At 60.1% G+C, this 15,610-nt stretch carries 6 protein-coding genes; 4 read left to right on the top strand and 2 right to left on the bottom strand.

Annotated elements, in window-relative coordinates:
- The first annotated feature begins 29 nt into the window (after positions 1–29).
- A complete protein-coding gene (locus ABQX22_RS20055; RefSeq protein WP_349801594.1) occupies positions 30–4,595 on the top strand; it encodes a neuraminidase-like domain-containing protein in 4,566 nt (1,521 codons plus the stop codon).
- Here the strand turns inward: ABQX22_RS20055 and ABQX22_RS20050 are convergent.
- On the bottom strand, positions 4,592–4,951 hold the full coding sequence (locus ABQX22_RS20050) for a hypothetical protein (protein ID WP_349801593.1): 360 nt from the start codon (positions 4,949–4,951) through the stop codon (positions 4,592–4,594). The genes ABQX22_RS20055 and ABQX22_RS20050 overlap by 4 nt on opposite strands.
- A gap of 640 nt (positions 4,952–5,591) precedes the next feature.
- Here ABQX22_RS20050 and ABQX22_RS20045 point away from each other — a divergent pair.
- Positions 5,592–10,448, top strand: a complete 4,857-nt coding sequence (locus ABQX22_RS20045) for an NAD-glutamate dehydrogenase (RefSeq protein ID WP_349801592.1) — start codon at positions 5,592–5,594, stop codon at positions 10,446–10,448.
- Positions 10,449–11,317: 869 nt separating this feature from the next.
- On the opposite strand, the gene acnB is transcribed toward ABQX22_RS20045, so the two are convergent.
- Entirely contained in the window at positions 11,318–13,927 is a 2,610-nt protein-coding gene (acnB, locus tag ABQX22_RS20040) for a bifunctional aconitate hydratase 2/2-methylisocitrate dehydratase (RefSeq protein ID WP_349801591.1), read from the bottom strand.
- A gap of 402 nt (positions 13,928–14,329) precedes the next feature.
- Between acnB and ABQX22_RS20035 the strand changes: the two genes are divergently transcribed.
- On the top strand, positions 14,330–14,812 hold the full coding sequence (locus ABQX22_RS20035; RefSeq protein ID WP_349801590.1) for a DUF1289 domain-containing protein: 483 nt from the start codon (positions 14,330–14,332) through the stop codon (positions 14,810–14,812).
- A gap of 143 nt (positions 14,813–14,955) precedes the next feature.
- On the top strand, positions 14,956–15,588 hold the full coding sequence (locus ABQX22_RS20030; protein WP_349801589.1) for a tRNA-(ms[2]io[6]A)-hydroxylase: 633 nt from the start codon (positions 14,956–14,958) through the stop codon (positions 15,586–15,588).
- The last annotated feature ends 22 nt before the right edge of the window (positions 15,589–15,610 follow it).

Below are 15,610 nucleotides of genomic sequence, written 5' to 3'. Positions count from 1 at the left end.
GCACATCAACGGATGATGAGGTCAAGGCCATGAGCCAGGCAATTATTGGGGTTCTGGAAGAACAACGACGGGATGCTTTGGTCGCCTACTACCTGGGCCAGCTCGCTCCCCAGGGAAACGCGGCGTTGAGTCCGGCGCTGACCAAAGACGATCTATACGAGTATCTGCTGATCGACAATCAGGTGACCGGGCAGGTGGACACCAGTCGAGTGGCGCAGAGCATTGCCAGCGTCCAGCAACATATTCATGCCATCTACAATGGCATGGAGCCAGGCTACGCCAATGCATCCCGCGAATCGCTGACGCTCTGGCGCGAGGGCATGTCGCAGTACAGCGTGTGGGCGGGCTACCAGATGCTTGCGGATTACCCTGAAAACTATCTTGACCCGACGCTGCGACTCGACAAGACGACCCTGTTCGAGACCTTTGAATCAGAAATCGCCCAGGCCCGGTTGTCTCGGGATTCGGTTCAAAGCGCGTTGGGCAACTACCTGCAGGCATTCGAGCTGATCAGCAATCTGCAGATCACCGGTTGTTATGTGGACAGTACGAAGTTTGTGGACGCCGATTACTATTTTATAGGGCGGCAAAGCATTGAGCCGTTTGGGTTTTATTGGCGCAAGGCGTATTTATATCCGGGAGACGATGCAACAAAACCGATTATGGCGAGCTGGACACAGTGGTTGCCGATTGACTCGGTCTCGGGTGCACATATAAAACATTGTCGGCCGGTTGTCATGGATGGGCGTTTATATGCGGTCTGGGCTGAATGCGGGAAAGCTGTGTATGACGATGCCGGGGCTACCACCGGTGAGTTCAAATATCATCTGAAGCTGGCATATCGAAGGCTTGATAATGGCTGGAGTGTGCCGATTGTGCTTCACACCGGTCAGGCTGCGGACGAGCTGGTGGCGAACGAAGTCGATGGCAACGGTGTGGTGAAGAAAGGCTATCGGCTCGCCGCCGCCACTGATCATGACGCGAACGGCAAGTCGCGCCTCGCGGTAGGCCTTCAATCCTATGGATACGACGAGAATTTCAATGACGTCGTGGCCCGTGACAGTCTGCTCAATCATGTCGATTCGGCCGGGGTCATAGCCAATGGCTTGGCCATTATGCAGGGGACTGACACTCGGCGTATTCAGTTCCGCCTGGATGAAGTCCAAGCACAGGCCGACCTCAATTGGCGAATCTCATCAGTGGAGTGGGATCGCTCTGCTACGGTCACCACGATTGGCACGGTGAATCCGGTAAATGACAGTCTCAGGCTTCAGGCTCAGTGGCAGAACGGCCAACTGGTCCTGCAAGGGTTTTGCGATAAAGCGGTTAATGTGATGAAACATCAGAACTTCAAGTTCAGAACCTCCATTGACTACAACAATACCTTTGGGTATTCGATTGTGGTGTGGGCCAAGGACGGCGTGATGAAGTTTGATGTAGTGATGTTCAAATCTGTCAGTTGGCCGACTCCAACGTTCAGCTTACAGCTGCTGCACCGCGACAGTACCTTGGGAATGATACTGTACAGCGACTTGACCCCCACCGTACAAGCTGGCGGTTATCAATACTACTCAGCCGTCAAGACATTGGATGTAAATCCCGATGAGCTAAGCTTTGATACGGGAAGTGGCGGGTTGCAAGTTTATAATGTCGATACGACCTATTATTTGACGTGTGATGACTACACCCCTGAGTTCACCCCTGCGCTGGTGAATTGTGGGGTTGGCAAATATGAAGCGGGAACAGTTGACTGGATCCCCGGGCAGAATGCTCTATTGAATGGTGCTCTCAGAACTCCTGTCTATCGCGTCGCTTGGCCAGCGACTGAACCCCAGACTCGAACCTACATTTGGGGCCAGTGGTCGGGGAGCGGAAATCAGTACGGCTGGAATGGGTTCACCGTCACTCGTGAACCCCTATCCGCCCCCGCGCCCTTGGTGAATACCACCACAACAGGCGCGCAGTACCTGGATCTGGGCCCCATCGGCATCGAAGACAGTGCCGCCTCCATTCGCCTCAATACCCTTTTCGCCAAGGAACTGTCGCGCAAAGCCAGCCTGTCTCTGGAGAGCGCGCTGTCCTGGGAAACCCAGCACACCGTAGAACCTGAATTACCCGGCCAGACCGCGCCGGTTTACCTGGACTTCGACGGCGCCAATGGCCTTTATTTCTGGGAGATTTTCTTTCACGTCTCGCACCTGGTCGCCTGGCGCTTACAGCAGGAGTTCGACTACTCAGAAGCGCAGGCCTGGCTTGAGCGCCTGTTCAATCCGCAAATGCGCGTTGCTCCGCTTTACCCGCCGCCTTCAACAACCGATTGGCTGCCGTACTGGAGTTGCCGTCCGTTGGGCCTGCCTGATCGCTTCAACATCGAGCTGGAAGGTTTGAGCAATCCTGACGCCATCGCGCGAGGGGCGCCATCGCACTACCGCAAAGCCATATTCATGCTCTACGTGAACAACCTCATGACCTGGGGCGACATGTTGTATCGCCAGGTTACCCGCGACACCCTCAACGAGGCCAAGCTGCTGTACGTTCGGGCAGGCTCCCTGTTAGGCCCGTTGTCGAAGGGCCGCAGTATCAGCCGCTGGACGCCGGCGACCCTGTCTGCTGTGCTGGAACCGGAGAAGCGTTCCTTTGCCTTGCTCGAGTCGTCCATGCTCGACGAGCTGCGCGACTTGATTCCGTTGCGCGACGACGGCGCACCCTGGCTGCGTCTGCTTGATCTCGCGGCCTTCCGACTGCCGGTCAACAGCCAGTTGCTGGACCTGTGGAGCCAGCTGGAGCAACGGCTGTTCAACCTGCGCCACAACCTGACGCTGGACGGCAAGCCGATGCAACTGGCGCTGTACGAAGCCCCGGCCAATCCACTGGACCTGCTGCGTGCGCAGTTGAGCGGCTCGAGCCTGAGCCAGCGGCGCCTGGGCTCGCTGGCAATCATCCCGCCGTATCGTTTTCGCGCCATGCTGCCACGCACCCAATATGCGGTGGAAATGTTGATCCGTTTTGCCCAGCTAGTGCTCAACCACATGGAATCCCGGGACCGCGCCGAGCAGGATGAGCTGCAGCAAGGGCAGATCGTCGATGATCTGGCGACCTTTGCCGAGCGCCTGCAACAAAATGCCATCGATGAAGCCGGCAAAAGCCGCGACGCGTTGCAAGCAAGTCGTCGCGGTGTCGCCGCGCGCAAAGAGTATTACGACGAGTTAGTGCGCAAGGATGTCAGCGCCCTGGAAAAATCCGCCCATGGCAAGCGTATGGCTGCGATGGGCTCTACCGTTGCTGCCCGGGCGCTGGGTGCCGCGGGACACTTCGCCAACCTGGCACCTAACCTGTTCGGTGGTGCCACCGGTGGCATGCACTGGGGCGGCGCTGCTTTCGGCCCGGCGGAATTAGCCGAGAGTGCCGCTGCAGTATTGTCGGAGCTGGCCCAGGTACAACTGACCACTGACATGCAAAATCGCCGTCGTGACGAGTGGCAGTTCATGGCCAAACAGGCCGAGTTCGAGCTGGAGATACTCGATCAGCAGATCCAGGCGCAGGAAGTGAACATGCAGTCGGCCACAACCAGCCTGGAACAGGCCACCAAAGCGCGGGAACAGGCGCAAGCGATGTACGCCTTCATCAAAGGGCGGGCCTGCGGTGCTGGGCTGTATCAATGGTTGCTGAGCCAGATGTCGACGCTGTATTTCCAGGCCTACGACGCCGTGCTCTCGATGTGCTTGAGCACCGAAGCCTGTTGGCAGTATGAAATTGGCGACCGCGATACGCGGTTTATCTCGACCACCGCCTGGGCCGATAACCGCTTCGGGTTGACAGCGGGCGAGTCCCTTAAGTTGGGCTTGCTGCAGATGGAGTCGGCGTATCTGAGTCGTCATGAGCGGCGCCTTGAACTGACAAAAACCGTGTCGCTCAAAGCGCTATTGCAGGATTACGAGCCAGGCGCTGCTTACTCGTCGCAGACAGCTGCCACGGGTTGGGACGCGGTGGTCGAGACACTGCGGACCCAGGGTGAAATCAATTTTCAGCTCAAGTCCTCAACATTCGACAAGGATTACCCCGGCCATTACTTGCGCCAACTGGTGCGGGTGTCGGTGTCATTGCCGGTCGTGCTCCAACCCTATCAAGACATTCATGCAACGCTGAGTCAGCAGTCCAGCAGTTACCTGTTGAAGCCGCAGATCGGCAATGTGAAATACCTGTATCAACAGGCTGGGGAGCTGGCAGAAGGCGACGAAGATATTCGTCAGGACCAGATCGTCTTCAACCCGCGATCCAATCAGCAGATCGGTCTTTCCAGCGGTGTTGATGACCACGGCATGGCTACGCTGGACTTTGGCGATGAGCGTTATTTCCCGTTTGAAGGAACCGGTGCCATCTCCAACTGGACGTTGAGTTTCCCCAACCAGGAATCCGAGAGTCAGCAGGCTATGCTTGCAACGCTGACCGACGTCATCTTGCATGTGCGCTACATGGCGCTCGACGGCGGAAAAGCGTTCAGCGCAGAGGTCGAGGCGTTGGTGGCGTCGGTCGAAGAAGGGGAGGCCAAGCGGCGCTTACCGCCGGGTACACGCCACGACCGGATCACTCACTAGCCGATTTCGCTGATATATGCCCCTACATCCTTGAGGATGATTCGCAACGTTGCATCCAGATCGGCCAGCTCACTGGCCGGCGTGCTGTGCAGGATTTCGTAGGACGTATCACCGCCCAGATGGATGGCGTCCCCAGCGTCAATCTCCAACAGCAGGCGGGTGGCGCTGAAGGTCACCATGATCTGCTCATCAACGTGAATGGTGTCGTCGCGGAAGGTAATGTCGACTTCGTCCTCGTCCGGAAAGCGCGCCAGCATGAACAGGTCGCCGTTTGACCCATGGCAACAGGCCAGCGCCATGTCATCTTCTTCCTCGTCACAGGGGTTGTAGATGAAGCTGTCGGTGGTCATGCGCATGGGGCTGTTCCTTGAGGGCGTCGGGGGCTGAGCGGGATTTTGCCAGTGTTCGCGCAAATTTGCCTCTGCCTTGATCCTCTGTAGGAGCGCGCTTGCCCGCGAAACGATTTTGCCTGTCGCCGACGATGTATCTGACCCACCGTCATCGCGGGCAAGCGCGCTCCTACAATCCTACGTGGTGTCAGACCTGACGCGGTTCTATAGGAGCCAACTTGTTGGCGAAGGGGATTGCGTCGGTGTGTCAGGCAGAACGCTTCGCGAGCAAGCTCACTCCTACAGGGTCCGGGTTGTCATCTCGACCCAGGTGGCGCCTTCGCCGCTTTCGCAACATCCCGTAGCAACCCGATGTCCGAATATGTCGCAGCACCGCAAGCAGGCGCGCGGCTGGTCTCGTTAAGCTGCGCAGCAGATGAAACGCTGTACAGCCGAGCCTGCCTGGGCGACGGTGTACGCGGTTCATTCGGGTCGGCCAGATGTGACGGCGCACACACGACAAGCGTTAGTACTTAAGCAAAGCGATACGCTTTGCTCGTTGTCACGTTTTCCTGACTATCCTCGTGCAGCGGTAAACGCGACACTCGACCCGGCACCACGCATCTCTCCTAAGACCGTATATAAAAGCCCAAGCGGAGTACCAAAGATGGCGTTCTTCACCGCAGCCAGCAAGTCCGACTTCCAGCACCAACTGCAAGCGGCACTGGCCCAGCACATCAGTGAACAGGCACTGCCACAAGTGGCGCTGTTCGCTGAGCAGTTCTTCGGCATCATTTCCCTGGACGAGCTGACCCAGCGTCGGCTCTCCGATCTGGCAGGCTGTACCCTTTCTGCCTGGCGTTTGCTTGAGCGCTTTGAACATTCCAGCCCGCAAGTGCGGGTCTACAACCCCGATTACGAGCGCCACGGCTGGCAATCCACGCACACCGCCGTGGAAGTCCTGCACCACGATCTGCCGTTTCTGGTGGACTCGGTGCGCACCGAGCTCAACCGCCGCGGCTACAGCATCCACACCTTGCAAACCACCGTACTGAGTGTGCGACGCGACGCCCGTGGCCAACTGGTCGAACTGCTGCCCAAAGGCACCAGCGGCGAAGATGTGCTGCAAGAATCCCTGATGTACCTGGAAATCGACCGCTGCGCCAGCGCCACCGACATGAGCATGCTGGCCCGCGAACTGGAGCAGGTGCTGGGCGAAGTCCGGGTCGCGGTGGAAGATTTCGAGCCGATGAAAGCCAAGCTTAATCAGCTGCTGGCGGGCATCGATACCACCGAATACAGCGTCGATCCAGACGAAAAATCCGAGATCAAGGCGTTCCTGGAGTGGCTTGAAAACAACCACTTCACCTTTTTGGGCTACGAAGAATTCCAGGTCAATGGCGACAGCGACGGCGGCCAACTGACTTACGATCCCGCCTCGTTCCTGGGCCTGACCAAACTGTTGCGCGCCGGGCTCACCGCCGAAGACCTGCAGATCGAAGGCTACGCGGTCAATTACCTGAACGAGCCGACGCTGCTGTCCTTCGCCAAAGCCGCGCACCCGAGCCGCGTGCACCGGCCGGCGTACCCCGATTACGTGTCCATCCGCCAGATCGACGCCAGCGGCAAGGTCATCAAGGAATGCCGCTTCATGGGCCTGTACACCTCGTCGGTGTACGGCGAGAGCGTCCGGGAAATCCCGTACATCCGCCGCAAAGTGGCAGAGATCGAGCGTCGATCCGGTTTCCATCCCAAGGCGCACCTGGGCAAGGAACTGGCCCAGGTGGTCGAAGTGCTGCCCCGGGACGACCTGTTCCAGACGCCTGTGGACGAGCTGTTCAACACCGTGATGTCCATCGTGCAGATCCAGGAGCGCAACAAGATCCGCGTGTTCCTGCGCAAAGACCCGTATGGCCGTTTCTGCTACTGCCTGGCCTACGTGCCGCGCGACGTGTATTCCACCGAAGTGCGCCAGAAGATCCAGCAAGTGCTGATGGAGCGCCTGAAGGCCAGCGACTGCGAGTTCTGGACCTTCTTCTCTGAATCGGTGCTGGCCCGTGTGCAGTTGATTCTGCGTGTGGACCCGAAAGTCGCCCTGGACATCGACCCGCAGCAACTGGAAAACGAAGTGGTCCAGGCCTGCCGTTCGTGGAAGGACGATTATTCAAGCCTGGTCATCGAAAGCTTCGGTGAAGCCCACGGCACCAGCGTGCTGGCCGATTACCCGAAAGGCTTCCCGGCCGGTTACCGCGAGCGCTTCGCCGCGCACTCGGCGGTGGTCGACATGCAGCACCTGCTTGCCCTGAGCGAAGCCAAACCGCTGGTCATGAGCTTTTATCAGCCGCTGTCCGGGGACAAGGCGCAGCTGCACTGCAAGCTGTACCACGCCGACACCCCGCTGGCGCTGTCCGACGTGCTGCCGATCCTGGAAAACCTCGGCCTGCGGGTGCTGGGTGAGTTCCCGTACCGCTTGCGCCACAAGAGCGGTCGCGAGTTCTGGATTCACGATTTCGCCTTCACCGCCGGCGAAGGCTTTAACCTGGACATCCAGCAGCTCAACGACACGCTGCAGGATGCGTTCGTCCACATCGTGCGCGGCGATGCGGAAAACGATGCCTTCAACCGACTGGTCCTGACCGCCGGTCTGCCGTGGCGTGACGTGGCGCTGCTGCGCGCCTACGCACGTTACCTCAAACAGATCCGCCTGGGCTTCGATCTGGGCTACATCGCCAGCACCCTGAACAACCACACCGACATCGCCCGCGAGCTGACGCGCCTGTTCAAGACCCGCTTCTACCTGGCGCGCAAGTTGACCGGCGACGACCTGGACGACAAGCAGCAGCGTCTGGAACAAGCGATCCTGACCGCCCTCGACGACGTTCAGGTGCTCAACGAAGACCGGATCCTGCGTCGCTATCTGGACCTGATCAAGGCCACCCAGCGCACCAACTTCTATCAGGCCGACGCCAACGGGCAGAACAAGAGCTACTTCAGCTTCAAGTTCAACCCGCGCCTGATCCCCGAGCTGCCAAAACCGGTGCCGAAGTTCGAAATCTTCGTGTATTCGCCCCGCGTCGAAGGCGTGCACCTGCGCTTCGGCAATGTGGCCCGTGGCGGTTTGCGCTGGTCCGACCGTGAAGAAGACTACCGCACCGAAGTGCTGGGCCTGGTCAAAGCCCAACACGTGAAGAACTCGGTCATCGTGCCGGTGGGCGCCAAGGGTGGCTTTCTGCCCCGTCGTCTGCCGCTGGGCGGCAGTCGCGATGACATTCAGGCCGAAGGCATCGCCTGCTACCGCATCTTCATTTCCGGCTTGCTGGACATCACCGACAACCTGAAAGAAGGCGAGCTGGTGCCGCCGGTCAACGTGGTGCGACACGACGACGATGACCCGTACCTGGTGGTGGCCGCCGACAAAGGCACCGCGACCTTCTCCGACATCGCCAACGGCATCGCCATCGACTACGGCTTCTGGCTCGGCGATGCGTTCGCCTCGGGCGGCTCGGCCGGTTACGACCACAAGAAGATGGGGATCACCGCCAAGGGCGCGTGGGTCGGCGTGCAGCGTCACTTCCGTGAGCGCGGCATCAACGTGCAGCAGGACACCACCACCGTCATCGGCATCGGCGACATGGCCGGCGACGTGTTCGGCAACGGGCTGCTGATGTCCGACAAACTGCAAATGGTCGCTGCGTTCAACCACCTGCACATCTTCATCGATCCGAACCCGGACCCGGCCAGCAGCTTCGCCGAGCGTCGTCGCCTGTACGACCTGCCGCGTTCGGCCTGGACCGATTACGACACCAGCCTGATGTCCGAAGGCGGCGGGATTTTTCCGCGCAGCCTGAAGAGCATCACCATCACGCCGCAGATGAAAGCGCGGTTCGACATCCAGGCCGACAAGCTGACGCCCACCGAACTGATGCACGCGCTGCTCAAGGCGCCGGTGGACCTGCTGTGGAACGGCGGCATCGGCACCTACGTCAAGGCCACCTCCGAGTCCCATGCGGATGTCGGCGACAAGGCCAACGATGCGTTGCGGGTCAATGGCAATCAGTTGCGCTGCAAAGTGGTGGGCGAGGGCGGTAACCTCGGCATGACCCAGCTGGGCCGTGTGGAGTTCGGCCTGGAAGGCGGCGCCACCAACACCGACTTCATCGACAACGCAGCCGGCGTGGACTGCTCCGACCACGAGGTCAACATCAAGATCCTGCTCAACGAAGTGGTGCAGGCCGGCGACATGACCGAGAAGCAGCGCAACCTGCTGCTCGAAAGCATGACCGACGAAGTCGGCAACCTGGTGCTCGGCAACAACTACAAGCAGACTCAGGCGTTGTCGCTGGCAGCCCGTCGCGCCTACGAGCGTATCGCGGAATACCGGCGCCTGATGACCGATCTGGAATCGCGCGGGAAACTGGACCGTGCCATCGAGTTCCTGCCCGGCGAAGAACAGATCGCCGAGCGCGTGGCCGAGAAGAAAGGCCTGACCCGCGCCGAGCTGTCGGTGCTGATTTCCTACAGCAAGATCGACCTCAACGAGGCGCTGCTGGAATCCCGCGTGCCGGACGACGATTACCTGGCCCGCGACATGGAAACCGCCTTCCCGCCGTCACTGGCCGCGAAGTACTCCGAATCCATGCGCCGTCACCGCCTCAAGCGCGAAATCGTCAGCACCCAGATCGCCAACGATCTGGTCAACCACATGGGCATCACCTTCGTCCAGCGGCTCAAGGCCTCCACCGGCATGAGCGCGGCCAACGTGGCCGGCGCCTACGTGATCGTGCGTGACATCTTCCACCTGCCGCACTGGTTCCGTCAGATCGAGGCGCTGGACTACAAGGTCCCGGCTGAGATTCAGCTGGCGCTGATGGACGAACTGATGCGCCTGGGACGTCGCGCCACGCGCTGGTTCCTGCGCAGCCGTCGCAACGAACTGGACGCCGGACGTGACGTGGCGCACTTCGGTCCGCACATCGCCGCGCTGGGCCTGAAACTCGACGAACTGCTGGAAGGCCCGACGCGGGATGTCTGGCAGGCGCGTTACAAGGAGTACGTCGACGCCGGCGTGCCTGAGTTGCTGGCGCGGATGGTCGCGGGCACCAGTCATTTGTACACGCTGCTGCCGATCATCGAAGCCTCGGACGTCACCGGGCAGAACGCGGCGGACGTGGCCAAGGTGTACTTCGCGGTGGGCAGTTCGCTGGACGTGACCTGGTACTTGCAGCAGATCAGTGCGCTGCCGGTGGAGAACAATTGGCAGGCCCTGGCGCGTGAGGCGTTCCGTGATGATATCGACTGGCAACAGCGGGCGATTACGGTGTCGGTGCTGCAGATGGCCAATGGTCCTGCAGATGTCGAGGAGCGTTTGAATCTGTGGCTGGAGCAGCACCTGCCGATGGTCGAGCGCTGGCGCGCGATGCTGGTGGAGTTGCGGGCGGCGAGCGGCAATGACTACGCGATGTATGCCGTGGCCAACCGTGAACTGCTGGACCTGGCCATGAGCGGGCAGACTGCGGTGGTTTGATTCTTTAGCTGAGCTGTGGTTTTGGAAGAGCCCTGCATCGAGAGATGTGGGGCTTTTTTATTGCGATGAACGCAGGCCTCTGAACGGACGCCGCGTGGATTGCGGGCCGGATGCGGTCCACTGTAGGAGCATTCGGAGGTTACGACGGGCGCGATGCGGTCTATCTGACACGCCTAAGAGGCTGCGATGCGGTGTGTCTGACACCCTGCGCGATTGGGGGCGTGTGAATATCCGTTATCGCGGGTGTTGCTGATTACGGTTCCGCCCTTACGGCGGGTCACTTTTCTTTCGGGAAAAGTAACCAAAACCATTGGCTCCCGGTTTGGCCCTCCTTCGTCGGGTTCCCTCACTCCGGCGACGCTCCGTGGGCACGCCGCCAACGGCCATCCATGGCCTGGGGCGGCTAGCGCGGCATCCATGCCGCGCTGCCCACTCCGCGCCGCCTGCGTTCGGCCTGCACCCAAGTCGCGATGTGTGGTGTCTGGGCTAACGTGGATGAAGATCAAAAGCAGATGCAAAACGCATCCTGCGCTCGCGCTTGATCGTTCCCACGCTCCACGCGGGAATGCAGCCCCGGAGCAATGCCGGAGCGAGGGAACCCCGACGAGGGAGGGGCCGGACACGGGAGCGAGGCGGTTTGGTTACTTTCCCAAGACAAAGTGACCCGCTGTAAGAGCGGAACCGATATCAGCCACACCCTCGATAACGGATATTCACACCGACCAAGATGTGTCAGCACCACCGCATCGGTCGAGCGCGACCCCGGAGCCTTCGGCGGCTCGTTAGCTCCTACAGGCAACGGGTGCACCCAGGAAAACCACAAAAAAACCCCGCCGAAGCGGGGTTTTTGGTGACGCTGGTTTCAGCGGTTAAGCCTGAACCACCGGGATGTTGGCGTTCGCAGCCGCTTCACGGAACTCGGCGATCTGGTCGAACGACAGGTAGCGGTACACATCGGCCGCCATGGTGTCGATTTCCTTGGCGTACACCATGTACTCCTCGACGGTCGGCAGGCGACCCAGGATCGATGCGACGGACGCCAACTCAGCCGAAGCCAGGTAAACGTTCGCGCCGTCGCCCAGACGGTTCGGGAAGTTACGGGTCGAAGTCGAGACCACGGTCGAGTTCGGTTCAACGCGTGCCTGGTTACCCATGCACAGCGAGCAGCCCGGCATTTCCATGCGCGCGCCGGCCTTGCCGTAGATGCCGTAGTAGCCTTCTTCGGTCAGTTGGTGAGCGTCCATCTTGGTCGGCGGCGACAGCCACAGACGGGTTGGCAGCTGACCCTTGACCTGATCGAGCAACTTGCCCGCAGCGCGGAAGTGACCGATGTTGGTCATGCACGAACCGATGAACACTTCGTCGATCTTCTCGCCAGCCACGCTGGACAGCAGACGGGCGTCGTCCGGATCGTTTGGCGCACAGAGCACAGGCTCTTTGATATCCGCCAGGTCGATCTCGATGATCTCCTCGTACTCGGCGTCAGCGTCGGCCACCATCAGTTCCGGATTGGCAACCCAGGCTTCCATCGCCTGAGCACGACGCTCCAGGGTCCGTGGATCGCCGTAGCCCTGTTCGATCATCCAGCGCAGCAGGGTGATGTTCGAGTTCAGGTATTCAGTGATCGACTCTTTGGACAGCTTGATGGTGCAGCCTGCAGCGGAACGCTCGGCCGAGGCGTCGGACAGTTCGAATGCCTGCTCGATGCTCAGGTTATCCAGGCCTTCGATTTCCAGGATGCGGCCGGAGAAGGCGTTTTTCTTGCCTTTCTTCTCGACGGTCAACAGACCTTTCTGGATGGCGAAGTACGGAATCGCGTGAACCAGGTCGCGCAGGGTGATGCCCGGTTGCATCTCGCCCTTGAAGCGGACCAGTATCGACTCCGGCATGTCCAGCGGCATGACGCCGGTAGCAGCGGCAAACGCCACCAGACCGGAACCGGCCGGGAACGAGATGCCCATCGGGAAGCGGGTGTGGGAGTCGCCACCGGTGCCGACGGTGTCCGGCAGCAGCATGCGGTTCAGCCAGCTGTGGATGATGCCGTCGCCCGGACGCAGCGAAACGCCGCCACGGGTCATGATGAAGTCAGGCAGCGTGTGGTGCGTCGTCACGTCGATCGGCTTTGGATAGGCCGCGGTGTGGCAGAACGACTGCATCACCAGATCGGTGGAGAAGCCCAGGCACGCCAGGTCTTTCAATTCATCACGGGTCATGGGACCTGTGGTGTCTTGAGAGCCGACGGTGGTCATTTTCGGTTCGCAGTAGGTGCCGGGACGCACACCTTTGCCTTCCGGCAGACCGCAGGCCTTGCCCACCATCTTCTGCGCCAGGGTGAAGCCTTTACCGGTGTCGACCGGTGCTTCCGGCAGCTTGAACAGATCGGTCGGGCCCAGGCCCAGTTCGGCACGGGCCTTGTCGGTCAGGCCGCGACCGATGATCAGCGGGATACGGCCGCCGGCGCGGACTTCGTCCAACAGCACCGGGGTCTTGAGTTCGAAGGTGGTGATGACTTCTTCGCTGTCGTGCTTGCAGACTTTGCCAGCGTACGGGTAGACGTCAATCACGTCGCCCATGTTGATGTTGCTGACATCGAATTCAATTGGCAGGGCGCCGGCATCTTCCATGGTGTTGTAGAAGATCGGGGCGATCTTGCTGCCGAAGCAGAAGCCGCCTGCGCGCTTGTTCGGCACGTTCGGGACGTCGTCGCCGAAGAACCACAGCACCGAGTTGGTCGCCGATTTACGCGACGAACCGGTACCGACCACGTCACCCACGTAGGCAATCGGGAAGCCCTGGCCGCGCATTTCTTCGATTTGCTTCATCGGGCCGATGGAGCCCTGGACGTCCGGCACGATGCCTTCGCGTGCCATTTTCAGCATCGCCAGTGCATGCAGCGGGATGTCGGGACGGGACCAGGCATCAGGGGCAGGCGACAGGTCGTCGGTGTTGGTTTCGCCGGTGACCTTGAACACGCGCAGGCTGATCTTGTCGGCCAGGGTCGGGCGCTTGCGGAACCATTCGCCATCAGCCCAGGACTGCAGGACGCCCTGAGCGGTGGTGTTGCCATTCTTGGCTTTTTCAGCGACGTCGTGGAAGGCGTCGAACATCAGCAGGGTGTGCTTGAGTTGTTCGGCGGCCACCTGACCCAGCGCGGCGTCGTCCAGCAGGTCGACCATAGTCACGATGTTATAGCCGCCCTGCATGGTGCCGAGCAGCTCTACAGCATGTTTGCGGTCCAGCAGGGGGGAGGTGACTTCGCCCTTGGCCAGAGCGGACAGGAAACCGGCTTTGACGTAGGCCGCTTCGTCGACGCCAGGTGGGACGCGATTGGTGATCAGGTCAAGCAGGAAAGCTTCTTCGCCAGCCGGTGGATTCTTCAGCAGCTCGACCAGGCCTGCGGTTTGTTCGGCGTTGAGCGGCTGGGGCACGATACCCAGAGCTGCACGCTCTTCGATGTGTTTACGGTAGGCTTCAAGCACAGTATTACCCTCATCAGTGGTCCCAAAGGGTGTCCGGGACGCTCATCCAGAAAAAGTCCGCATCGGCGCTCATTAAACTTGTGAGTTTTTGGGCAGGAAGCTGACGATTTCCAACGGAAGCTGTTTTCAAAGTTTTACGCCTGCGGATCGGTCTGGGAGGAGGGGACCCAGGCGAACCTGGGTCATAACCGACTGCGGGGTGGGCTTTCGTAAAAAAGCCCTGACTGTGCTCGTGACGCTTTGAAAACAGCTTCCAACGGACATTGGCGCCTTAAAAGGCCCGCTGATTCTACGGCAAAAAAAAACTAAAGGTAAGTTAGCCCCTACATGTTCAGGGGTGTACCGCGTTAGACAAAGGGCTAACATGCGGGCTCGTTTCGTCCGCTGCCGTGTCTGTGTGCCATGTCCAATCAAACCATCAAAACGCCCTGCATCGGCCTCTGCTCCACGGTTTACGGGGATCTGGTGTGCCGGGGCTGCAAGCGCTTCCACCATGAAGTGATCCACTGGAACGGCTATAACGAGGCCGAAAAGCGAGCGGTGTGGTTGCGTCTTGAGCAACTGCTGGTGCAGGTGATGACCGCCAAGCTTGAGGTGTTCGACGCCGACAAGCTGCGTCAGCAACTGGAGCAGCGCAAGATCCGTTTCGTGCCGCATCAATCCGAATATTGCTGGGCTTATCAACTGATTGCGCGCGGCGCCCGGGTGATCAACCAGCTGGAAGCGTACGGCATGGTGCTGATGCCCGAGTTCCGTGACTGGAGCTTGCCGGAACTGCGCGACGCCATTGATCGGGAATTCTTCCTGCTGTCCGAGGCGCACTATGAGCGCTACATCGCGCCGGGATTCTTGCAGGATGCGATGGGCGCAGCGGATCCGGTGTAGGAGCGCGCTTGCCCGCGATGGCGTCAGTGCATCCGATGCACTGTTGGCGGCAGGAACATACGTATCGCGAATGAATTCGCTCCTACAGGCGCCACAGCCCTCGTATAATCCTGCGCCTTGCCCCTCCAGCCATTCGTGAACCCATGCCGATCTATCCCGAAGTCGATGCTTTCCTGCTTTGCCCCACTCCAGACAGCTGGGTTCAGGCGGCCGTACGCAACCTGGACGTGCTGCTGATCGACCACGCCAACAACGAAAAGAAGGCGGCCGGGGCAGCGTTCCAGTTCATGTTTCAGTACAACGACAAATTCGACCTGCTGAGCAAAATGTCGCGCCTGGCCCGTGAAGAGCTGCGCCACTTCGAGCAGGTGCTCGGCATCATCAAGAAGCGCGGGATCCCGCTGGTGAATATCAGCTCCTCGCGTTACGCCGGGTCGCTGCGCAAGCTGGTGCGCACCCACAACCCCTACCGCCTGACCGATGCGCTGGTGGTCGGCGCCATCGTCGAAGCCCGCTCCTGCGAGCGTTTCGCCGCGCTGGTCCCCCATCTCGACGAAGAACTGGCCCATTTCTACGCCAGCCTGCTCAAGTCCGAAGCCCGGCATTTTCAGGATTACCTGAAGCTGGCGTATGCCTACGGCGACGAAGCCGACGTCAGTGCCAAAATCGTGGAAGTGCAGCTGGCCGAGCGCGAACTGATCGAAAGCCCGGACGTGGATTTGCGCTTTCACAGTGGTGTGCCGATTCAAACCCCAGATACTGCCCTCTCTTTGTAGGAGCTGACGACCAGCGGGAGGC

Origin of the sequence: Xanthomonas sp. WHRI 1810A (assembly GCF_040202885.1) — a bacterium.
In the GTDB taxonomy this organism is placed as follows: domain Bacteria; phylum Pseudomonadota; class Gammaproteobacteria; order Pseudomonadales; family Pseudomonadaceae; genus Aquipseudomonas.
Note: the sequence above shows the minus strand (reverse complement) of the source record. Positions and strands in the feature narration are given on the sequence as shown.